This window comes from Stenotrophomonas sp. CFBP 13724 (assembly GCF_014841975.1).
Taxonomy (GTDB): domain Bacteria; phylum Pseudomonadota; class Gammaproteobacteria; order Xanthomonadales; family Xanthomonadaceae; genus Stenotrophomonas; species Stenotrophomonas lacuserhaii.
This window is the reverse complement of sequence record NZ_JACYUW010000001.1, coordinates 310,629-333,653: the sequence shown is the minus strand read 5'-3', so window position 1 is coordinate 333,653 and position 23,025 is coordinate 310,629. Positions and strand designations below refer to the sequence as shown.

Sequence of the window (23,025 nt, the reverse complement as noted above, 5' to 3'; positions counted from 1 at the left end):
GGTCAATTGCCCTCACCAACATATAACCAAACGTTGTTTATGAAAGGTATCTGGTTATTTCCTGCCGTCATATGGCAGCGCTACGGTCAGCCGGCCAAGGCGGTTACCAGCAGCGGCCGCCTTCCCTCTTGCCGCCGCGTCTGGCGCGGCCCTTCCCGGAGTGCCCTCATGGCCCTGTACGAGTCCATCCTCGATACCATCGGCAACACCCCCATCGTCAAGCTGCACCGGCTGGCACCGGCGCACGTCACCCTGTACGCCAAGGTCGAAGCGTTCAATCCGGGCGGGTCGGTCAAGGACCGGCTGGCGCTGGCGATCGTGCTCGACGCCGAACAGCGCGGCCTGCTCAAGCCGGGCGACACGATCATCGAGGCCACCTCCGGGAACACCGGCGTGGCGCTGGCGATGGTGGCCGCCGCCCGCGGTTACAAGTTCGTCGCCACCATGGTGGAAACCTTCTCCATCGAGCGCCGCAAACTGATGCGCGCGTATGGCGCCAAGGTGATCCTGACCCCGGCCGCCGAGCGCGGCAGCGGTATGGTACGCCGGGCCGCCGAGCTGGCCCAGGAGCACGGTTGGTTCCTGGCCAGCCAGTTCGCCAACCCGGCCAACCCGGCCTATCACCGCAACACCACCGCGCCGGAGATCCTGCGCGACTTCGCCGGCAAGCGGCTGGATTACTTCGTCAGCGGCTGGGGCACCGGCGGCACCCTGACCGGCGTGGGCGAGGTGCTGAAGGTAGCCCGCCCGGAGACCCGTATCATCGCCACCGAACCGGCCGGCGCGGCGCTGTTGAAGGGCGATGACTGGAAGCCGCACAAGATCCAGGGCTGGACCCCGGACTTCGTGCCGGACGTGCTCAACCGCAACGTGGTGGACGAACTGGTGACCGTGGAAGATGACCGCGCGATCAGCACCGCCCGCCGGCTGGCCGCCGAAGAAGGCCTGTTTGTCGGCATTTCCGCCGGTGCCACGCTCGCCAGCGCACTGGATGTCGCTGAACGCGCCGAGCCGGGCTCGGTGATCCTGGCGATGCTGCCCGACACCGGCGAGCGCTACTTCTCCACCCCGCTGTTCGCCGATGTGAACGAAGGCTCCGACGACGACTGGCTGGCCGGCCTGCCGTAAGCGCCCCCTGCCCTTCCGGGCGGCGTGTTGTTTTCCTGTTCGCAGCGTGTGAGACGGTCATGACGCAGCCTGCATGTCGCCCCGGTTACGGTGGCACATGCAACGCGGGACGTTGCGCCGTTTCAACGACAGCCAGGAGAAGGACGCATGAAGATCGAAGTTTGGCAGGGTGACATCACGACCCTGGCGGTGGATGCGATCGTCAATGCGGCCAACGAATCCCTGCTCGGTGGCGGCGGCGTGGACGGTGCCATCCACCGGGCAGCAGGTCCTGGGCTGCTGCAGTCATGCGAGCAGTTGCCGCAGCTGCGCCCCGGCGTGCGCTGCCCGACCGGCGAAGTGGTGGCCACCGACGCGCATGCGCTGCCCGCCCGCTTCGTGCTGCACACGGTGGGCCCGGTCTGGCATGACGGTCAGCGCGATGAAAGCGCGCTGCTGGCCAATTGCTACTGGAAATCGCTGCAACTGGCCGAGAAACTCGGCGCGCGCTCGATCGCCTTCCCGGCGATCAGCTGTGGCGTCTACGGTTATCCGCTGTACCGTGCGGCCGAGATCGCGGCCACGGAGACGTTGGCCTGGCAGCGCAGCCATCGTGAGCCGCGGCGGATCATCTTGGTGGCCTATAACACCGCCACGTTCAAGGCCTACCAGCAGGCGCTTTCGGCCGCCGGGCAGACCCTGGAAGACGAGAGCGAGGCAGCGCGCAGCAGTGATCGCGCCATTGCGGCGCAGTCGTTGATGCCCGCTTACTGAAAGCGGTGACGACCCTTGGGTCGTCACCGTTGCAGCATTATCAGTTGGCGTCCACGTCGGCCGGCACCGCAACCGCTACGTCGCTGTCCGCCGATGCGGCATCACGCACCGAAAGCGATTCGCCGCTCCCCGCGCTCACCCGCACCTGCACCACGGCCTGGCTCTCTTCCAGGCTGGCAACCAGCAACTGGTAACGACCCGCCGGCAGGTTCGCCTGCAGGCGTGCGTTGGTGCCATTGCCGCCGTCGTCGTCTTCCAGGTTGATGGTGCCGCCGGTCAGCCGCAGGGTGGTGTCGACCTGGTCGGACAGCGCATCGATGCGCACCGAGCCGGCCTGCGGCACGTTCAGCACGAAACGGCGCTCGCCGTCCTCCCGCGACAGCAGCGCCTGCACATTGGCGCCGACAGCGAGGGTGGTGCCATCGGCGGACACCACGTCCGCGGCCAGCGCGGTGTTCTTCACGTCCAGGCGGAACTGGCCACTGCCTTCGTCATCCAGCGCGCGCACGCCCAGCTTGTAGGTGCCGCTGTCCAGCATCAGGGTCAGGCGCGAGTTGGTGGAACTGCCACCGTCATCGTCTTCCTCTTCCACATTGGCGCCCTTCAGGTCGAGCACGGTGTCGAACGCATTGGAGGTCAGGTTGATCTGGTACAGGCCGGGCTTGTCGACCTGCAGGGTGTATTCCTGGCGCTGGTCGGCCAGCAGGTCGACGATCTGCCCCCCATTGGCCAGCGGCTTGCCGTCATAGGGCACCACCTCGGTGGCCTGCAGGCGATACGGACCGTAAGCATCGGCGTCGTCGCCATTGACCGCGATGCGGTAACGGCCGGCGCCGTCGGCACGGAAGGTCACTTCCAGGCCACTGTCTTCAGAGCGCTCGCCACGGGTCACCAGGGTGCCGTCGTCGCGGAATACCGATATCGCGCCGGACAGCGAACCGACCAGCTTCAGCGACACCGCCTGCTTGTCCTTCAGTTGCATCGAATAGAGCTGGTAGCGGCTGCCGTCGCTGAAGCTCAGCGGGCTGGAGGTGGTGATCTCGCCGGCCACCGCCTTGTCGAAGTCCAGCGAAGCGGCCTTGCCGCCGTCGGCGGCGCCCGCCTTCTGGCCACAGCCGCCGATGGCCAGCGCCAGCGCGGCGGCCAGTAGTGTCGTTGCAGTACGCATGGTGTTTCTCCTTGGCCCATCATTCAGAGGCCGCGAAGTGGCCATGCCCCGGGCAGGCGACACGATAGCGGAAAAAAAAAACGCCGGCACGTGCCGGCGTTCTTTCATCGGCGGGGCAGCCGGATCAGCCGTTCCACTTGCCCAGTGCAGCCTGGCCATTTTCCTTGGCGCGCTCGTACACGGTCTTCTGCGCGGCGGCGTAGTTGCCCTTGGTGTCCTTGCCCCACAGCGCCAGTGCGGCCTGCTGCATGGCACGACCGTAGGAGAAGGTCAGCGGCCACGGCAGGTTGCCCATCTGGTTCATCGCGTTGAGGTGTTCGGTGGACTGCTCGTCGCTCTGGCCGCCGGACAGGAACACCACGCCCGGCAGGATCGCCGGCACGGTGCTCTTCAGGCACATCACGGTCGATTCGGCCACTTCTTCGGCATCGGCCTGCTCTTCGCAGTCCTTGCCGGAGATGACCATCGAGGCCTTCAGGATGGTGCCTTCCAGCAGTACGTTCTGCTGGTACAGCGCGTCGAACAGCGAGCGCAGGGTGGCTTCGGTGACTTCGTAGCAGGTTTCGATGTCATGGTCGCCGTCCATGATCACTTCCGGCTCGACCATCGGCACCAGGCCGCATTCCTGGCACAGGGCGGCATAACGGGCCAGCGCATGCGCGTTGGACTCGATGCAGGTACCCGACGGGATGCTTTCACCGATGTTGATGACCGCACGCCACTTGGCGAAGCGCGCACCCAGCTTGTAGTACTCCTGCAGGCGCTCACGCAGGCCGTCCAGGCCTTCGGTGACCAGCTCGCCCGGGCAGCCGGCCAGCGGGTGCGCACCCTTGTCGACCTTGATGCCGGGGATCATGCCGTTGTCGGTCATGTACTTGGCGAACGGCACACCGTCCTTGGTCGACTGACGGATGGTCTCGTCGAACAGGATCGCGCCGGAGATGTGCTCGTTGAGCTTCGGCGTGGTCAGCAGCAGTTCGCGGTAGGCGCGACGGTTTTCTTCGGTGTTCTCAACGCCGACGCTGGCAAAGCGCTTGGCGATGGTGCCGGTGGATTCGTCGATCGCGATGATGCCCTTGCCCGGGGCGACCATGGCCTGGGCGGTTTCAGCCAGCTGTTCGATGCTCATGTACTTCCTGTGGCGGGTGCGGGAAAAACCTGATTATAGCCCCCGCCTCCCGTGAACTGTCCGTCCACGGGATCTGGAATCGCTTTCATGCCGTGTAACCGTGACGGCGCTGCGATTGCGCCGCGCCGTCCGGGCTTGCTTACAGCTCGCCCAGTCCGCTGGCGCTGCCGTTCGCACCCACTTCCAGCAGGCGCAGGGTGTTGGTAGCGCCATGGGTTTCCATGTGTTCGCCACTGGTGAACACCACGCGGTCGCCGGCGGCCAGCAGCCCGGCTTCGGCCAGCAGGCGGATGCTGCCACGCGCGGCTTCACGCGGGGTCAGGCCACGGCTGTCGAAATTGATCGGGAACACATCGCGCATCAGCGCCATCTGGCGACGGGCGCCGTCGTGGCGGGTCACCGCGAACACCGGCGCGGAGGCGCGGAAACGCGACAGGTAGCGGGCGGTGCCGCCGGATTCGGTCATCGCCACGATCGCGCGCACGCCCACGTGCTGGGACAGGAACATGGTGGCCATGGCGATGGCCTGGTCGGCACGTTCCAGGTTGCGCGGCGAGGCGCCGAAGTCGGTTTCGGTCTGGAACTGGCGCTCGGCGCCCAGGCAGATGCGCGCCATCGCTTCCACCGCCTTGACCGGGTAGGCGCCAGCAGCGGTTTCCGCCGACAGCATCACCGCATCGGTACCGTCGATGACCGAGTTGGCCACGTCCAGGACCTCGGCGCGGGTCGGGATCGGGCTTTCGACCATCGACTGCAGCATCTGCGTGGCGGTGATCACCACCTTGTTCTGCGCCAGCGAGGCCTTGATGATCTTCTTCTGCAGGCCCGGCAGTTCGGCATCGCCGATTTCCACGCCCAGGTCGCCGCGCGCCACCATCACCACATCGCTGGCGTCGACGATTTCTTCCAGGTTCTCGATGGCTTCGGTGCGCTCGATCTTGGACACCAGCGCGGCATAGCAGCCGTGCGATTCGGCGATCTCGCGGGCATCGTTCATGTCCTGCGCGTTGCGGCAGAACGACACGGCGATGAAGTCCACGCCGATCTTGGCAACGATGCCGATCAGCTCTTTGTCACGCTCGGTCAGCGCGCCCAGCGACAGGCCACCGCCCTGCTTGTTCAGGCCCTTGCGGTCGGACAGCACGCCGTCGTTGAGCACGGTGTTGATGATGCGCTCGCCCTGCACTTCCACCACCTGCAGCTGCATCAGGCCGTCATCCAGCAACAGCACATCGCCCGGGCCGACGTCCTGCGGCAGGCCGAGGTAGCTCACGCCGACCTGGGTGGTGTCACCCGGCGGCACGTTGGTGGCGGCCACGAGGTCGAAGCGGTCGCCGGCCTTGAGCTGGATCTTGCCTTCGGCGAAGCGCTCGATGCGGATCTTCGGGCCCGGCAGGTCGGCCAGGATGCCCACTTCCACGCCCACGCGGGCAGCGGCGGCACGCACGTCGGCGGCGCGCTTGGCCTGCCCGGACGGGTCACCATGGCTGAAGTTCAGGCGCACCACGTTGACGCCAGCGCGGAACAGCTCCTCGAGGATGCCGGGCGGATCGGTGGCCGGGCCGAGGGTGGCTAGGATCTTGGTGCGACGCTGACGCTCGAACATGGTTTAGGGGCTCCCGTTAAAGCAGGGAAATTAGCACATCCTTCACGGCCCATGTATGCGGTTACATCCTTACGGGGTCTGGTTCTGCGCGATGTCTGCAAGACAATACGGGGCAGCATGGAAGACCGACGTCAACACTACCCAGCTTACCCCGGCATCAGCCGATCAGCGTCAGCAACTCCGTCGGCGAGGCCGCCAGCGCATCGGCGCCGGCCTCGCGCAGCTCTTCGGCACCGCCGAAACCCCACAGCACGCCGATGTTGCGCAGGCCGTGGTGGCGCGCGCCTTCGATGTCCATGCGGCGGTCACCGATCATCCAGCACTGGCCTGGTTGCAGCGACAGCCGGGACAACGCTTCGGCCACCAACTGCGGTTTGCTGCTGCGGCTGCCATCGGCGGTGGCCCCGATGACCTCGTCGAAACACGCACCGAAGGGCAGGTGCTCGATGATGCGACGTGCGTGGCCTTCATTCTTCGCGGTGACCACGGCCAAGCGATGGCCGCGCGCCTGCAGCGCACGCACCACCTGTTCGATATCGTCGAACACCGCGTGCTCCTGCCAGCCTTCGGTCTCGAAACGTTCGCAGTAGTACGCCACGGCCTGTTCCACCTTGGCCGCATCGTTGAACAGCGGACCGAAGCTGGTGCGCAGCGAGGGGCCGATCCAGCCGCGCAGCGCCTCCACCGGAGGCGCCGGATGCTGCATCCGCTCGAACGCATGGGTGATGCAGCGGGTGATGCCGATCTGGGAATCGATCAGCGTGCCGTCCAGATCGAAGAACAGCGTGTCACGCACCTCGACAGCGTCACGACCAACGGCCGTCACGCACTGATCATGCGCCATTACGCGCCCCGCGCTTCGAGGGCCTCCACGGCCGGCAGGGTCTTGCCTTCCAGGAACTCCAGGAACGCACCGCCACCGGTGGAGATGTAGCTGACGTCGCCGGCGATATCGAACTTGTCGACCGCAGCCAGCGTGTCGCCACCACCGGCAATGGAGAACGCCCGGGAGCTGGCGATGGCGCGCGCCAGCGCTTCGGTGCCCTTGCTGAAGGATTCGAACTCGAACACGCCGACCGGGCCATTCCACACCACCGTGCCGGCCTTGCCGATCAGCTCGGCGTACTGCGCCGCGGTCTGCGGTCCAATGTCCAGGATCAGGTCGTCCTCGGCCACCGCATCGACGGCCTTCACCGTCGCCTCTGCATCGGGCAGGAACTGCTTGGCCACCACCACGTCGACCGGCAGTGGGATGTCCGCGCCGCGCGCCTTGGCGTCGGCAACGATCTTCTTCGCGGTATCCAGCAGGTCCGGTTCGTACAGCGACTTGCCGACCGGGTATCCGGCCGCAGCGATGAAGGTATTGGCGATGCCGCCGCCGACGATCAGCTGGTCGACCTTGCCGACCAGGCTGGCCAGCAGTTCCAGCTTGGTACTGACCTTGCTGCCGGCCACGATCGCCAGCAACGGTTTGGCCGGTTCCTTCAGCGCCTTGGCCAGCGCATCCAGTTCGGCCATCAGCAACGGGCCACCGGCCGCCACCGGCGCGAAACGGATCACGCCGTGGGTCGATGCCTGGGCGCGGTGCGCGGTACCGAAGGCATCCATCACGAACACATCGCACAGCGCCGCATACTGGCGGGCCAGCGCTTCATCGTCCTTGCCCTCGCCTACGTTCATGCGGCAGTTTTCCAGCAGCACGATCTGGCCCGGCTGCACGTCCACGCCGCCGACCCAGTCGCGCAGCAGCGGCACGTCGCGGCCGAGCAGTTCGGACAGGCGGCGGGCAACGGGCTGCAGCGAATTTTCCTCGCTCCACTGGCCTTCCTTCGGGCGCCCCAGGTGCGATGTCACCATCACCGCCGCGCCCTGCTCCAACGCCTGCTTCAGCGTGGGCAGCGAGGCGGTGATGCGCTGTTCGGAGCTGATCTGGCCGTTCTCGATCGGCACGTTCAGGTCCTGCCGGATCAACACGCGCTTGCCGGAGAGGTCGAGGTCGGTCATGCGGACGATGGACATGGGCATTCCTGTTCTGGGGAAGAAGCGCGCCGTGCGGCGCAGCCCACTATTGTCCCGGCTGCGCAGGCGCATCGCAAACCCCAGGTAGTGACGGCCGCTGGCCGTCAACCAGGGCATCGGTAGTGACGGCCGCTGGCCGTCAACCAGGCCATGACGGCCAGAGGCCGTCATTACCGGGCCGTCATTCCCTGTCAGCGACCGGCTTCTGCCGCAGCACGCTCAGCGCCAGCCAGCCCACCACCAGGACGCCCAGCACCAGCAGCGCCCACAGCAGCCAGCGCTTCCAGTCGCGCGGCGCCTGCAGTGCAGCCTCACCGGCCAACAGCTCCGGGCCGCCTTCAAAACGTGCCAGCGTTGGCTGCCACGCCGGTCCATTGCGCTGCCGCAGATCCTCGATCAGCACGCCCACCGGCGCCTCCTGCCGCACCGCCGTCGCGCTGCCCACGGCCAGCGCATAAGGCGCCGCGCCCTGGCTCAGGAACACCAGCACTTCGGGCTGGTAACCCACGCGCAGGGTGGGCACGGCGGGGGTCGTGGCCGGATCGGCCACCAGTTTCCAATAACGATCCCGGGTCACCCCGGACAACAATTGCGGCGCGGACTGCTGGCGACTGCCGCCGCCGGCCTCCAGTTGGTAGGCCACCCATGGCGCGGTGCGGCGCTGCCAGTCGGCCGCCGGATCATCGCGACTGAAGGCCGTCCACTGCACCAGGCTGTTGTCGCGGGTGGCTACATCCAGGCGGCTCACCGGGTAGCGGCCATCCAGAGTGAATTCGAAGCTGCCGCTGCCCTGCTTCACCGGCTGCAGCGCGACCCACTCCCACGGAATCGTCGCCGCGGCCGGCGGCAGTTCCGCCAGCACGCCACGCAGCATGGGCAAAGGCTGGCCCTGGTTGGGCAGCACGCGCAGGTAGCGCACGCTGCGGTCCACGCCGATCCGGCGCTGCAAAAGGCGCTTGCCCGCGCGCTGCAGGTCCACCAGCGGCACCTGCGCATCGATCTGCTGCCAGTTGCGCAGGTCATCGCTGGCATCGACCTGCACGGTGGCCTGCAGCGGTTGTGCCTGTGGTTCCCAGTCCAGCATCACGGCGGCAAGCGGTTGCTGTCCCAGCACGCTGGCATCGATCAACCAGCCCGCCGACTGCGCCGCTCCCGCCGATGCGCCGAGCCGTGCTTCAACCCGGCGCACGCGGCCGTCACTGTCGCGCTCGGTCAGCAGCTGCAGGTCGTTGCGGCTGCGGACATCCAGTGGCGGCAGTACGAACCAGGGCAGCTCACGCTGCACCGGCGGTTGCGCCAGCGGCTGGTCCGGCGCCAGCAGGGCCGAAGGCAGCGCCTGTCCGGCGGCGTTGTAGACCTGCACGTCGGCCAGTTGCGGTGACCACGCACGGCGGTAGATCTGCGGCTCCAGGGTGATCCGGTAGGCCCCGGACTGCGCGCTGGAAAGACTCAGTGGCCACTGCTCGACGTACTGCTGCCGATGTTCCTGCGCGGCCACGGCAGTGGGGACCACCAGCAGGGCCAGCATCAGCCCCATCCACGATTTCATGCTTGGTTCTCCACGGTCTGCGGCTGGCGCGGCGGCGCCGGCGCGAAGTATCCCACCACGGTACACAACAACCCGTAGGCGATGAACGAGGCGATGCCGAGCAGGTTGCCCAGGTGCTGGCGGTCGACCAGGATCAGCTTGGCCAGTACCACCGCCATCAGCACCGCACCGACTGTCCACAACACGCGCTGGCCGCGCCGCGAGCCCCATACCCAGGCGACCACGCCGAGTACGCTCCAGACCACGGTAAGGCTGGTCTGGGCCAGGCTGGAGCCCAGCAGCGCATCGTTCCAGCGCACCCCGCCCCAATGATGCACGGCGTGCAGGGTCAGGCTGGTTACTGCGATGAAAGCAGCGATCGACAGCAGCGGCACGCGGATCCGCTGCAGCGCGGCAGGCGCCTGGCCGATATACAGCCAGCGCGCGGCCAGCAGCAGGATCGCCCACTGGACCAGTTCGGCAGGATTGACCAGCGGCAGCCACGGTAGCGGATCGGAGCGGCCCGGCGTGCCGTGCAGGTACAGCCAGACGCAGCCCAGCAGGCCGAACAACACGCTCTGCAGCACCGGCCGGGCAGGATCGAACGCCGCGCCGAGCGGCAGGCTGATCCAGCGCCAGCGATGCAGCGTGGCCACCACCAGCGCGATCCACGGCAGCAGCACCACCACCACCTGCCATCCGCCAGCCATGCCGAAGCGGCTGGCCACCTGCTGCAGTGCCAGCGACAGCACGCAGGGCCACAGCAGCCACCACAGGAACTGCGCGACGACGGCCACGCGGCCCGCGCCCTGGCGCAGCGCATGCAGCGAACGCGTACCGAGCACGGCCATCAGCGCCCACGCCAGGCCGCCATAGCCGGCCAACGGCTGCTCGTGCGTGCCCACCTGGGCGATCAGCAGCGGGAAGGCGAAGGCGAGCATGGCCAGCGTGGTCAGCCCGAGCACGCGTGCGGGCTGGCGACGATACGCCTCGGCAGCCAGCCAACCGGTCACCGCGGCGATGATCAACAACGCATCCGGCTGGTGACGGTCGGGCACGAAACGGAAGCACTCGGCGACGAGCCCCGCCAGCCACCACATCAGGCCCCACAGGTAGTACACCAGTGCGATGCTGCTGCGGGCATGCTGGCGGCAGCTCCACGCCGATGCGAAGCCGGCCAGCGCCAGCAGCAGTACGCCGATCGCGGTGGGATTGAGGAACATGCGCGCGTCGCTGTCCCAATGGTCCGCACCGGCGACGAAGGCGAAAGCCGCCGCGATCTGCAGCAGCGCGCCACTGATCTGCGGCAGGCGGCGCTGCTGGCGCAGGCCCAGCCACACCAGGCCGGCGCCTTCCAGCGCGAACACCGCGCCGGTGACCCGTGCCGACAGCGCCAGCGGCACCGCCAGCGTGGCAAAGCCCACCGCCAGCACCGCGTGCGACTGGGCCAGCACGTGGTAGGACGGACGCGTGAGCAGCGCGCGGGCGAGCACCGCGTATACCGCTGCCACGCCCACTGCGATGCCGGCCAGCAGCATCGGTTGGTCATGCAGCAGCGCGGCCTGCAACGAGAACGCCACCAGGGGCGTGCCGAATACCAGGCTGCCATCGACCAGGTCGCGTTTTTCCGCCGGCTGGCGCCGTGCGTACAGCAGCGGGATCAGCAGGTAGAAGGCGAAGAACAGGGCCAGGAACGGCTGCGTGGTGGGCAGGTCCTCCGGGCGGTACTGCAGCACGCCCCAGGCCGTGCCGATGCCGAAGGTGAACACGAAGCCCAGCAGGTTCAGCGCGCGCCACGGACGGAACCAGGCGATGGCGAAGATGCCGGCGTTGAGCACCGCGTAGTAGCTGAAAAGCCCAACGTGGTTGCCATTGCCGGTGGACAGCCACAGCGGCGCCATGAAGCCGGCCAGGATGCCCAGCACCGCCAGCGTGCGGGATTCCTGCACCACGGCCAGCACGCACAAGCCGGCCACCAGCAGGATGCTGGCGATGAACGCCGGCGCAGGATCGACCAGACCGTAGACCTTGAAGGCCGCGAAGGTGGTCAGCAGCAACACCCCGATGGCGCCGCCCTGCAGCGCCAGCGCAAACAAGCGACGCTGGCCGCGCTGCTTCCAGCCAAACACCAGCAGGCCGAGCGCGCCGACGGTGATGCCGGCCAGGCGCAGCTCGATCGGCACGTCCAGCAGGCCCTGGTCGCTGACGTACTTCAGCAACGCGGCGACACCGGCCAGCAGTACCAGCATGCCGATCTTGACCGGCACGTTGCCTTCGGTGAACCAGCGCTTGGCACCTGCCAGCAGGCGTTCGACCGGATTGGGGCCGGACGGAGGCGGCGGTTCGCGATGGGCCGCCGCACGCTGCGGCTCCGCGGTGTCCTGGTGTCCGGGCGGCAGCGGTGGCGGCGCGGCGGGAGAGACGTTGGCGAAGCCCTCCGCCGCCGCTTCGCGATCGATTTCCTCCGCATGCGGGGCATGCAGTGGCCAGGGCTGCAGCGGCGGGACCGGGTCCCACTCGGCCGCTGGTGGGTGCGGCCCGGCGGTCGGTGCCCGCACAGCAGGCACGCTGGCAGCATCGGAGAGGGAGGCCTCCAGCAGCTCTACGCGACGGCGCAGGCCGGATATCTTCACCAGCGCCACCACGAGCAACAATGGAATGGCCAGCAACACCAGCCCCAGCATGACGATCAACGCTTCCATTCAACGGCTTCCTGCTGTCGCTACGGTGCCACGATGGCACCGCCGGGCCGTGCCATGCTACGTCAAGCCGGCCCTGCTGGGCGCGCTGCTCACTGGCACACGCGCGCCCCCCCTGCGCCCACGCCGCGCTGGAAGTCCGCGTAGCCGCTGCGCAGGCCCTCGGCGACCGCCGCCTGGAACACGGGATCCTGCAGCGCGAGTGCGTCCTGCGGATGGGTGTGGAAACCGAGTTCCACCAGGATGGAAGGTGCCAGCGCGAGGCGGTTTTCGCCGAAATTTCCGACGCTCGGCTGCACGCGTACACGATAGCCGGCGTAGGCCGGAACGCGCTGGATGGCATCGCGCATCGCGCACAGCAGCACGTGCCCCAACCGCTGGTCCTCGCTGCGCCCGGACTGGTGGAAGGCCATCATCCCGGTTGCCGCTGGATTGGCGGCCGCATTGGTATGCAGGTGCACCAGCACGCCGGCGCCCAGTTCGTTGGCCAGCAACGGCCGGCTGCGGATATCGTCGTTGTACTCACGCAGCGGCGTGTCACGGTCAGCATAGCTCTGCCAGATATCCGCACGTTCCGGATACAACGCCTGTGCGTGGTAGCGCGCGGCCATCTGCCACCACGGCTTGTCGGCAATCGGATGCACCGACAGGTCTTCCGAACGCGAAAGCGACGAACTGACGCCATCACGACCCAACGCGTCTACCAGCTGCCGCGCAAACCGCGGCGTAACCAGGTCTTCCACCATGCCGTTGCTGAGGGGGCGTTGCAGCCGCCACGTCCTGCCACCGTGCAGGTACCAGCCATGGCTGGCAGATACGAAGACGCCCACGCTCCCCGCCGCTGCGACATCACCGCCGGTTCGCGCAGGCTGACGCTCATGGAAATGGTCTTCCAGGGGACGGCCGTTGAAAAGAAACTGCAGCGGCTGCGGCACGGCTCCGGCCCGCTCGCGCTGCAGCAGCACGGCCAGGCGGATCGCCTGCAATCGCGCATCCAGTTCGGCCGGTATCTGCGGGCCGGGCGTATCGGCCAGGAACCGGCTCCCCAGTTCCACGTTCCAGCTGCCGTCGGCGGCCGATGCCACGCGTACGGTGCCGGAGGATCGAAGCGATGGCGATTCCATCTGATGCACGATGGCGGCCACGATGCCGGCATCGTCCGGCAAGGCGGGCATCGCCCCCTGCGCCGATGCAGCAATCCAGAGCAGTCCAACAGGAAGCAATCGCAGGATGAAGTTCGACATGGCGTTGGCTCACGGCTTGGGAGACCCAGCTGTAGCATCGCGCCTTGCATCGGCCCATCAGGAAAGCGCCCCCGGGCACGCTTATGTGATCAAGACCCTGGCTCCACAACGACGAACCCCGGCCGGAGCCGGGGTTCGCAGGATCACACGTGGCGCGGAATTACTTCGCCGCCACGACGCGCACCATTTCCAGGCACTTGTTGGAGTAGCCCCACTCGTTGTCATACCACGACACCAGCTTGACGAAGGTGCTGTCCAGCGCGATGCCGGCCTCGGCATCGAACACCGAGGTGTGGGTCTCGCCGCGGAAATCGGTGGCCACGACCTTGTCTTCGGTGTAACCAAGGATGCCCTTCAGCGCGCCTTCGCTCTGTGCCTTCACTTCGGCGCAGATCTCGGCGTAGGTGGCTTCCTTCTCCAGCTCGACGGTCAGATCGACCACCGACACGTCCGAGGTCGGCACGCGGAAGCTCATGCCGGTCAGCTTCTTGTTCAATTCCGGGATCACCACGCCGACGGCCTTGGCCGCACCGGTGGACGAGGGAATGATGTTTTCCAGGATGCCGCGGCCGCCGCGCCAGTCCTTGTTGGACGGGCCATCGACGGTCTTCTGGGTGGCGGTGGCGGCATGCACGGTGGTCATCAGGCCACGCTTGATGCCCCACTTGTCATTGATCACCTTGGCCAGCGGGGCCAGGCAGTTGGTGGTGCACGAGGCGTTGGAGACGATCGCCTGGCCAGCGTAGGTCTTGTCGTTCACGCCGAACACGAACATCGGCGTGTCGTCCTTCGACGGCGCCGACAGGATCACCTTCTTGGCACCTGCGTCGATGTGCTTCTGCGCGGTTTCCTTGGTCAGGAACAGGCCGGTGGATTCGATCACCACGTCCACGCCCGCTTCGTCCCACTTCAGGTTGGCCGGATCGCGTTCCTGGGTCAGGCGGATCTTCTTGCCGTTGACCAGCAGGTCGCCGCCTTCCACGGCCACGTCGGCCTTGAAGCGACCGTGCACCGAATCGTACTTCAGCATGTAGGCCAGGTAATCCGGCTCCAGCAGATCGTTGATGGCCACGATTTCGATGTCGTCGCCGAAGTTCAGCACCGCCGAACGCAGGACGTTGCGACCGATGCGACCGAAACCGTTGATACCAACCTTGATTGCCATGTTGATGAACTCCTGCGGCCGCGCGCGACGCGGCGGGATGGATAAGGCCCACTAGTCTAGCAAACCGCCCTGACCACCGGCGGCCAAGCCGCCCGCTGCCGGGCTGCCCGGGCCGATTTGATCCGGATCAAGGCGTTGCAGGCAGGCCCGGCCGAGACTGGCCCCATCACCCCGCAACGAGACCCGCACCATGCGCATCACCGCTCCCCTGCTGGCCGGCCTGGCCGCCGCCCTGTCCCTCGCCGCCGCCCCGGCCATGGCCCAGTCCAAGGGCGACTGGACGCTCTCCGCCGGCGTCCACCAGGTGGCACCGAAGTCCAACAATGGGGCGCTGGCCGGTGGCACGCTGAAGGTGGACGTGGACAGCGACATCAAGCCGACCATCACCGGCGAGTACTTCATCGCCGACAATCTGGGCATCGAGGTGCTGGCCGCACTGCCGTTCAAGCATGACATCAACATCGACGGGCTCGGCCGGGTCGGCAGCACCAAGCACCTGCCGCCGGTGGTGACTCTGCAGTACCACTTCAACAGCCAGGGCAAGGTGTCCCCTTTCCTGGGCGCAGGCGTCAACTACACCACGTTCTTCAGCGAGGAAACCGGCGGCGCGCTGGCAGGCAGCAGGCTGAAGATGGACGACTCCTGGGGACTGGCCGCGCATGCCGGCCTGGACTTCGCGATCAATGAAAAGGCCGCGCTGCGCGTGGACCTGCGCTGGATGGACATCGACAGCAAGGTGAAGCTGGATGGGCAGAAGCTGGGCACCGTGGAGATCGATCCGCTGGCTTATGGCGTGTCGTACGTGGTCAAGTTCTGATGCGCAGGCAGTTCAAAGCGCATGACGGCCAGCAACCGTCACTACCGCCAGGGTGGCGACCAACGGTCGTCGCCCACCCGGCCGGGCCGGCGTTCAAACGGACGTGCCGTCGCCCAGCAGATGCTGCGCGGCGGCGCGCGCATGCAGCGCCGTGGTGTCCAGCAACGGCACGCTGGCATCGTCGGGGCCGACCAGCATCATGATCTCGGTGCAGCCCAGGATGATGGCCTGCGCGCCACGGTCCACCAGCCGCTGCATCACCTGGCGATAGAACGCCTGCGACGCCGGCAGTACCCTGCCCTGCACCAGTTCTTCATAGATGATCCGGTGGACTTCGGCGCGGTCTTCTTCGCCGGGCACCAGCACCTGCAGGCCGTGCCGGTCCTGCAACCGCCCTTTGTAGAACGCCTGCTCCATGGTGAAGGCCGTGCCCAGCAACCCCACCTGCTTCAGCCCCAAGGCCTGTGCAGCCGCGGCGGTGGGATCGGCGATATGCAACAGCGGAATACCGATGGCCTCCTGCACGTCCTCGGCCATGCGATGCATCGTGTTGGTGCAGATCACGATGCAGGTGGCGCCAGCCGCTTCGAGCCTGCGCGCGGCATCGATCATCCGGCGGGTCGCTTCCTGCCAGTCCGCGGCCCGCTGCAGCGCTTCGATCGCGGCGAAATCGAACGACCACAGCAACAAGCGCGCCGAGTGCATGCCGCCGAGCGCGTCGCGTACGTGCTCGTTGATCAGCCGGTAGTAATGGGCCGAACTTTCCCAGCTCATGCCACCGATCAGCCCCACGATCCTCTGCTGCATGCAGGTTACCCTCGCCGAGAAGCTGTCAGCCTACCCCGGTGCGGGCGATCGCGGCCAGATCCAGGCAAGCCGAGGCACGGGGCGCCCGCTAGAATGCGCAGGATGAAACTCTCCTCCCTGATCCCGGCTGCTGCCCTGCTGGCAGCGCTCACCCTCGTTTCCACCGATGCACTGGCCTGGGGCGCGCAGGGCCACCGGCTGGTGGGCCGTGTCGCAGAAACCCGCCTTACCCGGGCCGCGCGCGCCGAAGTGGATCGCCTGCTTGCCGGCGAGACCGATCCCACCCTGTCCGGCATCGCCCCGTGGGCCGACCAGCTGCGCGCCACCGATCGTGACCTGGGACGTCGTTCGGCGAAGTGGCATTACATCAACATGGCCGAAGACGGCTGCGTCTACCAGGCACCCAAGCACTGCCCGGACGGCAACTGCGTGATCGAAGCGCTGAAGCAGCAGACGCTGATCCTGTCCGACCGTAACCGCAGCGACACCGAGCGTGCGCAGGCGCTGAAGTTCGTGGTGCACCTGGTCGGTGACATCCACCAGCCCATGCACGCCGGCTACGGCCACGACAAGGGCGGCAATGATTTCCAGCTGCAGTTCAACGGGCGCGGCACCAACCTGCACTCGCTGTGGGACAGCGGCCTGCTCAACACGCGCAAGCTGGATGACGACGGCTACCTGAAGGTACTGCAGTCGTTGCCGCGACCGTCGCTTGCGCGCCGCGTGGACGTGCGCCGGGATGCGGCGGCATGGGCTGAATCCAGCTGCCGGGTGGCGGTTGAACACGGGGTTTACCCGGCCTCGCGCAAGCTCGACAACCACTACACCGAACAGTATCGCCCCGTGGCCGAGGGCGAACTGCGCATCGCCGGCGAACGGCTGGCGCAGGTAGTGAACAGCGCCCTCGGCCGCCGCTGAGGAACCCGCGCATGCCTGCCCACGTCCAGTCGTTCCTACACCCCGACAGCAATACCTTCAGCTATGTGGTGCACGACCCGGCGACCCGCAACGCGGCGCTTATCGATGCCGCGCTGGACTACGACGCCGAGTCAGGCGCGCTGTCCGATGCGGCGCTGCAGCCGCTGCTGGGCCACGTGCGCGACAACGCGCTGGAGGTGCGCTGGCTGCTGGAAACCCATGCCCATGCCGACCATGTGTCGGCCGGACGCCGGCTGAAGGCACGCTTTCCCCAAGCCACGCTGGCCATCGGCGAAGGCATCCGCGCGGTGCAGGCCACCTTCGCGCCGCGGCTGGCGCTGGACCTGTCGGCGATCCCGGACGCCTTCGACCATCTGTTCGCCGACGGTGAACGCTTCGCGCTGGGCACGCTGGACGCACGCGTGATCGCCGTGCCCGGGCACACCAGTGACAGCATCGCCTACCTGATCGACGACGCCCTGTTCCCGGGTGATTCGCTGTTCATGCCCGACAGCGGCACCGCGCGCTGCGATTTCCCCGGCGGCGATGCGGCGCAGTTGTACCGCTCGATCCAGCGCCTGCTGTCGCTGCCGGAGCAGACACGCGTCTTCGTGTGCCACGACTACGGCACCGGTGGCCGCGACATCGCCAACCAGACCAGCATCGGCGAACAGCGCGCGCACAACATCCATGTCCGCGACGGCATGACCGAAGCCGAGTTCGTGGCCATGCGCCAGGCCCGCGATGCCACCCTGGCCGAACCGCGCCTGATGCAGCCCGCGATAAAGTCCAACCTGCTCGGGGGCGGCTGAGCGCTCAGCCGCCGGTTTCGCTACGAACGTAGTGCCGGCCCTTCACTATTTCGAAGGTAAAGGCGTAGAGCAGACTGACCGGCACCGGTTCGATCCGCTCGGCGCCGTCGCAGTCGCTGGCATCGCGCGGTGCGCTTCCCGCAGGAAAATGGCAGAGCGCGGCGGGCGAGAACCGCCACATCGCCACTGCGTGCTGCGCCGCCTGCAGCAGCGGCAGGTTGACCGCAGCAGTCCCGGCTTCGCACTCCGGCCGATCGGCCAGCGGCAGGCTGCGCTCTACCCTGCCATCCGCATCCACCACCAGTTGCAGGCATACCCTGGTCGGCGCCAGTTCCTGGCGGGGATCCGCACTGCCCAGCACCGGCGGCGGGGCGGTATGCAGCTGCGGCATGCGGTAGCCCTCGGTTGGCCGCAGGTCATACGCTTCCACGGCGCCCGCACCGCCGCCGTCCCTGCGCACCTGCAGCCGCTGGTGATCCACGTTCTCCGCGCGGGTGTCCTGCGCGGTCAGGTGCTCGTGGGTGGCGCAGCCGGCCAGCGACAAGGTGCCGGCCACCAGCACCGACAGTCGCTTCATGGCAACGGCGCGTTGTCGCCCAGCGAGAAGGTCGCGCGGCGAAGTTCTCACAGCATCCAGCATCGGGAATCACTCGTCAGGAGGCGTCGTTGCGTAAAAATAACACCCACCGGCCCGGCTTCATCCACCCTGCCAGGGCTGCGTCCGGCGTTGAATTCCCCCTCAGGCGCAAAGCCCTTCTCATTCTCCTGGCCCGTTCTTCGGCGCTGAGGCAGATCTTCTTCCACCTTCTTATGACGTTCAAGCCGGGCATGCTGTAATGCGTCCATGATGTACAAGGAATCCGCACGCATGACCGACCACCTGACCGATCTCGATGGCGCCGTCGATTGGCTGCTGGCACGCGTGGAGGGATCCATCCGCATCGGTGCGCCACTCGCCTTGGGCAAGCCGCATCGGCTGCTCAACGCGCTGTACGCGCGGGTGGAGAAAGACCCGGCGCGGCCTCTGCAGATCTACACCGCACTGTCGCTGAATCCGCCGGTGGCGCATGGCGATGGGCTGGAGGCCCGCTTCATGGGACCGTTCGCCGAACGCCATTTCGGCAAGGACGTCGTGCGCCTGGCCTATGCCGATGCGATGGCAGCCGACACCCTGCCGGATCACGTGCAGGTGGAAGAGTTCTACATGCAGTCCGGCGCGTTGCTGCGTTCGCGGCAGGCGCAGGCCAGCTACACCAGCCTGAACTACACCCACGCCGCCGATGCGGTGGCCCAGCGCGCGCCGCACGCCATCTTGCAGAAAGTGGCCCGCCGCGAGGGCAGCAGCCGGCTGTCGCTTTCGTGCAACAACGACATCACCCAGGACACCCTCGATGCGATGGCCGCACGCGGCCTGCCGCGCCCGCTGCTGATCGCCGAAGTGGATCCGCAGCTGCCCTGGCTGGGTGGTAGTGCCGCGGTGGAAGAGACCTTCTTCGACCTGGTGATCACCCCGCCCGGCCCCTATCCGGCGCTGTTCGGCCTGCCGCGGCAGCCGGTCAGCGATGCCGACCATGCCATCGGCCTGTATGCCAGCACGCTGGTGCGGGACGGCGGCACCCTGCAGATCGGCATCGGGGCGCTGGCCGATGCGCTCAGCCACGCGCTGGTGCTGCGCCATACCGACAACGCGCTGTACCGGCGCGTGCTGCATGCATTGGATCCACAGCTGGCGGTGCATCCACTGGTGGCCGAGATCGGTGGATTGGGTCCGTTCGAAGAGGGTCTGTACGGCTGCAGCGAAATGCTCAACGAAGGCTTCCGCAAACTGGTGCAGTGTGGAGTGATCAAGCGCAAGGTGCACGATGACCTGGCGTTGATGAAGCGGCTGGACAACGGCAGCGCCTACACCGCCGACCACGCCACGCTGGCCGCCGAAGGCGAGTACCTGCACGGCGCGTTCTACCTCGGCTCGCCCGAATTCTACGAGTGGCTGCGCACCCTGCCCGACGACGAATGCCGCGCCATCGGCATGCGCCGGATCAGTGAGATCAACCAGCTGTACGGCGGCAACGAAGAACTGGAGCGGCTGCAGCGCCGCCATGCGCGCTTCTTCAATTCCTGCATGATGGCCACCGCGCTCGGCGCTGCGGTATCCGATGCGCTGGAAGACGGGCGCGTGGTGTCCGGCGTGGGCGGCCAGTACAACTTCGTGGCGATGGCGCATGCGCTGCCCGAAGCCCGCAGCGTGCTGATGTTCCGCGCCGCACGCGAAGATGCCGGCACGCGCGAAAGCAACGTGCGCTGGAACTATGGGCACACGACCATTCCGCGCCACCTGCGCGATGTGTACCTCAACGAATATGGCATCGCCGACCTGCGCGGACTGACCGACGCCGATTGCGTGCAGGCCATGGCCGGCATCACCGAACAGCCGTTCCAGGACGCATTGCTGCAGCAGGCCAAGGCCGCGCGCAAGCTGGCAGCGGCGGCGCAGGTCGATCCGCGGTCGCAGCGCAATACGCCGCAGGCGTTGTCCGCGGCACTGGCTGCGTTCCGTGGCGACGGCACCTTGCCCGATTATCCGCTGGGCAGTGATTTCACCGCGGTCGAGCAGGTGCTGGTGAAGGCGCTGGGCTGGCTGAAATCCAACACACAGACACGCGGTGCGAAGCTTCGCACGGTGTGGGCGGCGTTGAAGCAACGCGCCGGCGATGGCGATGCGGTGTATCTGCAGCGGATGGGGCTTGAAGCGCCGGCGAATTTCGGCGAGCGTTTGAACGCGCGCCTGTTGCGGTTGGCGCTGGCCCGCACGGCCGCGTAGCGGAGGTAGCGCCGAGCCATGCTCGGCGAGCGCAGCGGTAACGGCAACGGCAACGGAGCAACAGCGTGACGACCAACGGTCGTCACCCACCCCGATAAAGCAGGTGGTCACCCACCAAGGCCAAGGCAGGAGCTGACGGCCAGCGGCCGTCACTACCGCGGGCGCGGAGCGTTCTTCGACGGGTCCGATGGCACAAAAAAACGCCCCTTGCGGGGCGTTTTCAGTTCGTGCGGTTTACAGCGCCTTGGCGGCTTCTACCACGTGCCCGGTGGTGATGCCGAAGTGCTTGTACAGCGCATCCGCCGGCGCCGATGCGCCGAAGGTATCGATACCCACCACTGCACCGTCCAGGCCGACAAACTGCCGCCAGAAACCGGTGACACCGGCTTCGACCGCCACGCGCTTGCGCACCGCGTTCGGCAGCACCGATTCACGGTAGGCCGCGTCCTGGCGCAGGAACACATCAGTGGACGGCATGGAGACCACGCGGGTCTTCAGGCCGGCCGCGTCCAGCTGCGCCTTGGCTTCGGTGGCCAGCGACACTTCCGAACCGGTGGCGATCAGGATCACGTCCGGGTTACCGCCTTCGGCATCGGCCAGCACGTAGCCGCCCTGCTCGATCTGCGCGATCTGCTGCGCATCACGCGGCTGGTGCGGCAGGTTCTGGCGGCTGAACACCAGGCAGCTCGGACCGTCCTGGCGGGTGATCGCGGCCTTCCAGCTGACCGCCGATTCCACCGCATCGCAGGGACGCCACACATCGTTGTTCGGGATGTAGCGCAGCGAGGCCAGGTGCTCCACCGGCTGGTGGGTCGGGCCGTCTTCGCCCAGGCCGATCGAGTCGTGGGTATAGACGTGGATGGCATGGGCCGGGATCAGCGCGCTCATGCGCACGCCATTGCGGGCGTAGTCGCTGAACACCAGGAAGGTGGCGTCGAACGGCAGGAAACCGCCGTGCAGGGCCAGGCCGTTGGCAATGGCGGTCATGCCGAACTCGCGCACGCCGTAGTACACGTAGTTGGCGTTGGCGTCGTCGGTGGCGACCGACTTGCTGGCCTTCCACAGGGTCAGGTTGGAGTGCGCCAGATCGGCCGAACCACCCACCAGCTCCGGCAGCAGCGGTGCATAGGCTTCGATGGCCAGCTGCGATGCCTTGCGCGAAGCGATGGTCGGGCCTTCGGCGGCCACCTGGGCGATGTAGGCATCGGCCTTGGCGATGAAGTCTTCCGGCAGCTCACCGTGCGAACGCCGGGTCAGTTCTTCAGCCTGCTGCGGGTACTGGGCGGCGTACTTGTCGAACTGCTGTTCCCATTCGGCCTGGCGCAGGGTACCGGTACCGCCGGCACGCCAGCCGCCATAGATGGCTTCCGGGATCTCGAACGGGCCGTATTCCCAACCCAGTGCCTTGCGGGTGGCTTCCAGCTCGTCCTTGCCCAGCGGCGCACCGTGGCTGGATTCCTTGCCGGCCTTGGCCGGGGAACCGAAGCCGATGGTGGTGCGGCAGCAGATCAGGGTCGGCTTGTCGGACTGCGCCAGCGCGGCGTCGATGCCGGCCTTGATGCTTTCCGGGTCATGGCCATCGACGTCACGCACCACGTTCCAGCCATAGGCCTCGAAACGCTCCGGGGTGTTGTCGGTGAACCAGCCATCGGTATTGCCGTCGATGGAGATGTGGTTGTTGTCCCAGAAGCAGACCAGCTTGTGCAGGCCCCACGTACCGGCCAGCGAAGCGGCTTCATGCGACACGCCTTCCATCAGGCAGCCGTCACCCATGAACACGTAGGTGCGGTGATCGACGATTTCCAGCTCCGGGCGGTTGAAGCGCTGGGCCAGCAGCTTTTCGGCCAGGGCGAAACCGACGGCATTGGCGAAGCCCTGGCCGAGCGGACCGGTGGTGGTCTCCACGCCGGGGGTTTCGTGGTGTTCCGGATGGCCGGCAGTCTTGCTGCCGAGCTGGCGGAACGCCTTCAGCTGCTCGATCGGCAGATCGTAGCCGCTCAGGTGCAGCAGGGCGTACTGCAGCATCGAGCCATGGCCGTTGGACAGCACGAAACGGTCACGGTTGAACCACTTCGGGTTGTTCGGGTTGTGGCGGAGATAGTCGTTCCAGAGCACTTCGGCGATGTCGGCCATGCCCATGGGCATGCCGGGGTGGCCGGACTTGGCGGTCTCGACCGCATCGGCGGCAAGGAAGCGGATGGCGTTGGCCAACTGGCGGCGGGTAGGCTGCGTCATGGTTCTATCGGAATCAGGGAGGCGGCCGCGGACGTGCGGGCGAGTCATTGTAGCGCCGTGCCACGCCGGGCGGACTCACGCGGTAACCGCCGGGTCAGCCAACGCTAGCGCCGACCCAGGATCGGCGAGCGCAGCGGCGCACCAGGGCATCCGCCGAGCATGGCTCGGCGCTACCA

At 67.1% G+C, this 23,025-nt stretch carries 19 protein-coding genes; 6 read left to right on the top strand and 13 right to left on the bottom strand.

Features of this window, described 5'->3' with window-relative positions:
* Positions 1-168: 168 nt before the first annotated feature.
* Positions 169-1,128, top strand: a complete 960-nt coding sequence (gene cysK / locus IFT63_RS01400) for a cysteine synthase A (RefSeq protein WP_192083030.1) — start codon at positions 169-171, stop codon at positions 1,126-1,128.
* Positions 1,129-1,275: 147 nt separating this feature from the next.
* A complete protein-coding gene (locus IFT63_RS01395) occupies positions 1,276-1,881 on the top strand; it encodes an O-acetyl-ADP-ribose deacetylase (RefSeq protein WP_042614595.1) in 606 nt (201 codons plus the stop codon).
* Positions 1,882-1,921: 40 nt separating this feature from the next.
* On the opposite strand, the gene IFT63_RS01390 is transcribed toward IFT63_RS01395, so the two are convergent.
* The 9 genes from IFT63_RS01390 to gap form a co-directional block, all read right to left on the bottom strand.
* Positions 1,922-3,049 carry a hypothetical protein gene (locus tag IFT63_RS01390; protein ID WP_042614594.1) on the bottom strand — a complete coding sequence of 376 codons (1,128 nt, stop codon included), beginning with the start codon at positions 3,047-3,049 and terminating at the stop codon, positions 1,922-1,924.
* A 124-nt stretch (positions 3,050-3,173) separates the two neighbouring features.
* Positions 3,174-4,178 carry a class I fructose-bisphosphate aldolase gene (locus IFT63_RS01385; protein WP_042614593.1) on the bottom strand — a complete coding sequence of 335 codons (1,005 nt, stop codon included), beginning with the start codon at positions 4,176-4,178 and terminating at the stop codon, positions 3,174-3,176.
* 139 nt (positions 4,179-4,317) lie between these two features.
* Positions 4,318-5,784 carry a pyruvate kinase gene (gene pyk / locus IFT63_RS01380; protein ID WP_042614592.1) on the bottom strand — a complete coding sequence of 489 codons (1,467 nt, stop codon included), beginning with the start codon at positions 5,782-5,784 and terminating at the stop codon, positions 4,318-4,320.
* 157 nt (positions 5,785-5,941) lie between these two features.
* On the bottom strand, positions 5,942-6,628 hold the full coding sequence (locus tag IFT63_RS01375) for an HAD hydrolase-like protein (protein ID WP_192083027.1): 687 nt from the start codon (positions 6,626-6,628) through the stop codon (positions 5,942-5,944).
* Positions 6,628-7,803 (bottom strand): phosphoglycerate kinase, encoded by a 1,176-nt coding sequence (locus IFT63_RS01370; protein WP_042614590.1) that lies wholly within the window; start codon positions 7,801-7,803, stop codon positions 6,628-6,630. The genes IFT63_RS01375 and IFT63_RS01370 overlap by 1 nt, the downstream gene beginning before the upstream one ends.
* 181 nt (positions 7,804-7,984) lie before the next feature.
* Complete coding sequence (locus IFT63_RS01365; protein ID WP_192083026.1) at positions 7,985-9,352, bottom strand: DUF3999 domain-containing protein; 1,368 nt, start codon at positions 9,350-9,352, stop codon at positions 7,985-7,987.
* On the bottom strand, positions 9,349-12,033 hold the full coding sequence (locus IFT63_RS01360) for a DUF2339 domain-containing protein (RefSeq protein ID WP_192083024.1): 2,685 nt from the start codon (positions 12,031-12,033) through the stop codon (positions 9,349-9,351). Before IFT63_RS01360 ends, IFT63_RS01365 begins: the two co-directional genes overlap by 4 nt.
* 89 nt (positions 12,034-12,122) lie before the next feature.
* Positions 12,123-13,274 (bottom strand): N-acetylmuramoyl-L-alanine amidase, encoded by a 1,152-nt coding sequence (locus IFT63_RS01355; protein ID WP_192083022.1) that lies wholly within the window; start codon positions 13,272-13,274, stop codon positions 12,123-12,125.
* Between the two features lie 160 nt (positions 13,275-13,434).
* Complete coding sequence (gene gap / locus IFT63_RS01350) at positions 13,435-14,439, bottom strand: type I glyceraldehyde-3-phosphate dehydrogenase (RefSeq protein ID WP_191769850.1); 1,005 nt, start codon at positions 14,437-14,439, stop codon at positions 13,435-13,437.
* A gap of 190 nt (positions 14,440-14,629) precedes the next feature.
* On the opposite strand from gap, the gene IFT63_RS01345 reads away from it, so the two are divergent.
* Positions 14,630-15,256 (top strand): OmpW family outer membrane protein, encoded by a 627-nt coding sequence (locus IFT63_RS01345; protein WP_192083020.1) that lies wholly within the window; start codon positions 14,630-14,632, stop codon positions 15,254-15,256.
* A 93-nt stretch (positions 15,257-15,349) separates the two neighbouring features.
* Here the strand turns inward: IFT63_RS01345 and IFT63_RS01340 are convergent, their stop codons facing one another.
* A complete protein-coding gene (locus tag IFT63_RS01340) occupies positions 15,350-16,063 on the bottom strand; it encodes an aspartate/glutamate racemase family protein (RefSeq protein WP_192083018.1) in 714 nt (237 codons plus the stop codon).
* Between the two features lie 102 nt (positions 16,064-16,165).
* Here IFT63_RS01340 and IFT63_RS01335 point away from each other — a divergent pair, with 102 nt between their 5' ends.
* Complete coding sequence (locus tag IFT63_RS01335) at positions 16,166-16,981, top strand: S1/P1 nuclease (RefSeq protein ID WP_192083016.1); 816 nt, start codon at positions 16,166-16,168, stop codon at positions 16,979-16,981.
* An 11-nt stretch (positions 16,982-16,992) separates the two neighbouring features.
* Positions 16,993-17,793 (top strand): MBL fold metallo-hydrolase, encoded by an 801-nt coding sequence (locus tag IFT63_RS01330; RefSeq protein WP_192083014.1) that lies wholly within the window; start codon positions 16,993-16,995, stop codon positions 17,791-17,793.
* 4 nt (positions 17,794-17,797) lie between these two features.
* On the opposite strand, the gene IFT63_RS01325 is transcribed toward IFT63_RS01330, so the two are convergent.
* Positions 17,798-18,370 carry a hypothetical protein gene (locus IFT63_RS01325; protein WP_192083012.1) on the bottom strand — a complete coding sequence of 191 codons (573 nt, stop codon included), beginning with the start codon at positions 18,368-18,370 and terminating at the stop codon, positions 17,798-17,800.
* Between the two features lie 47 nt (positions 18,371-18,417).
* Positions 18,418-18,663 carry a hypothetical protein gene (locus IFT63_RS01320; RefSeq protein ID WP_152620673.1) on the bottom strand — a complete coding sequence of 82 codons (246 nt, stop codon included), beginning with the start codon at positions 18,661-18,663 and terminating at the stop codon, positions 18,418-18,420.
* On the opposite strand from IFT63_RS01320, the gene IFT63_RS01315 reads away from it, so the two are divergent.
* Complete coding sequence (locus tag IFT63_RS01315; RefSeq protein ID WP_192083010.1) at positions 18,662-20,614, top strand: acetyl-CoA hydrolase/transferase C-terminal domain-containing protein; 1,953 nt, start codon at positions 18,662-18,664, stop codon at positions 20,612-20,614. The two genes, IFT63_RS01320 and IFT63_RS01315, sit on opposite strands and share 2 nt — an antisense overlap.
* Before the next feature lie 234 nt (positions 20,615-20,848).
* Here the strand turns inward: IFT63_RS01315 and tkt are convergent, their stop codons facing one another.
* Positions 20,849-22,849, bottom strand: coding sequence for a transketolase (tkt, locus tag IFT63_RS01310; protein WP_192083008.1), 2,001 nt, complete (start codon positions 22,847-22,849; stop codon positions 20,849-20,851).
* Between the last annotated feature and the right edge of the window lie 176 nt (positions 22,850-23,025).

What these genes read in the sequence shown, in the direction of transcription:
- cysK (WP_192083030.1), top strand. Translation starts at nt 169, where the DNA reads ATGGCCCTGTACGAGTCCATCCTCGATACCATCGGCAACACCCCCATC.
- IFT63_RS01395 (WP_042614595.1), top strand. Translation starts at nt 1,276, where the DNA reads ATGAAGATCGAAGTTTGGCAGGGTGACATCACGACCCTGGCGGTGGAT.
- IFT63_RS01390 (WP_042614594.1), bottom strand. Translation starts at nt 3,049, where the DNA reads ATGCGTACTGCAACGACACTACTGGCCGCCGCGCTGGCGCTGGCCATC.
- IFT63_RS01385 (WP_042614593.1), bottom strand. Translation starts at nt 4,178, where the DNA reads ATGAGCATCGAACAGCTGGCTGAAACCGCCCAGGCCATGGTCGCCCCG.
- pyk (WP_042614592.1), bottom strand. Translation starts at nt 5,784, where the DNA reads ATGTTCGAGCGTCAGCGTCGCACCAAGATCCTAGCCACCCTCGGCCCG.
- IFT63_RS01375 (WP_192083027.1), bottom strand. Translation starts at nt 6,628, where the DNA reads ATGGCGCATGATCAGTGCGTGACGGCCGTTGGTCGTGACGCTGTCGAG.
- IFT63_RS01370 (WP_042614590.1), bottom strand. Translation starts at nt 7,803, where the DNA reads ATGTCCATCGTCCGCATGACCGACCTCGACCTCTCCGGCAAGCGCGTG.
- IFT63_RS01365 (WP_192083026.1), bottom strand. Translation starts at nt 9,352, where the DNA reads ATGAAATCGTGGATGGGGCTGATGCTGGCCCTGCTGGTGGTCCCCACT.
- IFT63_RS01360 (WP_192083024.1), bottom strand. Translation starts at nt 12,033, where the DNA reads ATGGAAGCGTTGATCGTCATGCTGGGGCTGGTGTTGCTGGCCATTCCA.
- IFT63_RS01355 (WP_192083022.1), bottom strand. Translation starts at nt 13,274, where the DNA reads ATGTCGAACTTCATCCTGCGATTGCTTCCTGTTGGACTGCTCTGGATT.
- gap (WP_191769850.1), bottom strand. Translation starts at nt 14,439, where the DNA reads ATGGCAATCAAGGTTGGTATCAACGGTTTCGGTCGCATCGGTCGCAAC.
- IFT63_RS01345 (WP_192083020.1), top strand. Translation starts at nt 14,630, where the DNA reads ATGCGCATCACCGCTCCCCTGCTGGCCGGCCTGGCCGCCGCCCTGTCC.
- IFT63_RS01340 (WP_192083018.1), bottom strand. Translation starts at nt 16,063, where the DNA reads ATGCAGCAGAGGATCGTGGGGCTGATCGGTGGCATGAGCTGGGAAAGT.
- IFT63_RS01335 (WP_192083016.1), top strand. Translation starts at nt 16,166, where the DNA reads ATGAAACTCTCCTCCCTGATCCCGGCTGCTGCCCTGCTGGCAGCGCTC.
- IFT63_RS01330 (WP_192083014.1), top strand. Translation starts at nt 16,993, where the DNA reads ATGCCTGCCCACGTCCAGTCGTTCCTACACCCCGACAGCAATACCTTC.
- IFT63_RS01325 (WP_192083012.1), bottom strand. Translation starts at nt 18,370, where the DNA reads ATGAAGCGACTGTCGGTGCTGGTGGCCGGCACCTTGTCGCTGGCCGGC.
- IFT63_RS01315 (WP_192083010.1), top strand. Translation starts at nt 18,662, where the DNA reads ATGACCGACCACCTGACCGATCTCGATGGCGCCGTCGATTGGCTGCTG.
- IFT63_RS01320 (WP_152620673.1), bottom strand. Translation starts at nt 18,663, where the DNA reads ATGCGTGCGGATTCCTTGTACATCATGGACGCATTACAGCATGCCCGG.
- tkt (WP_192083008.1), bottom strand. Translation starts at nt 22,849, where the DNA reads ATGACGCAGCCTACCCGCCGCCAGTTGGCCAACGCCATCCGCTTCCTT.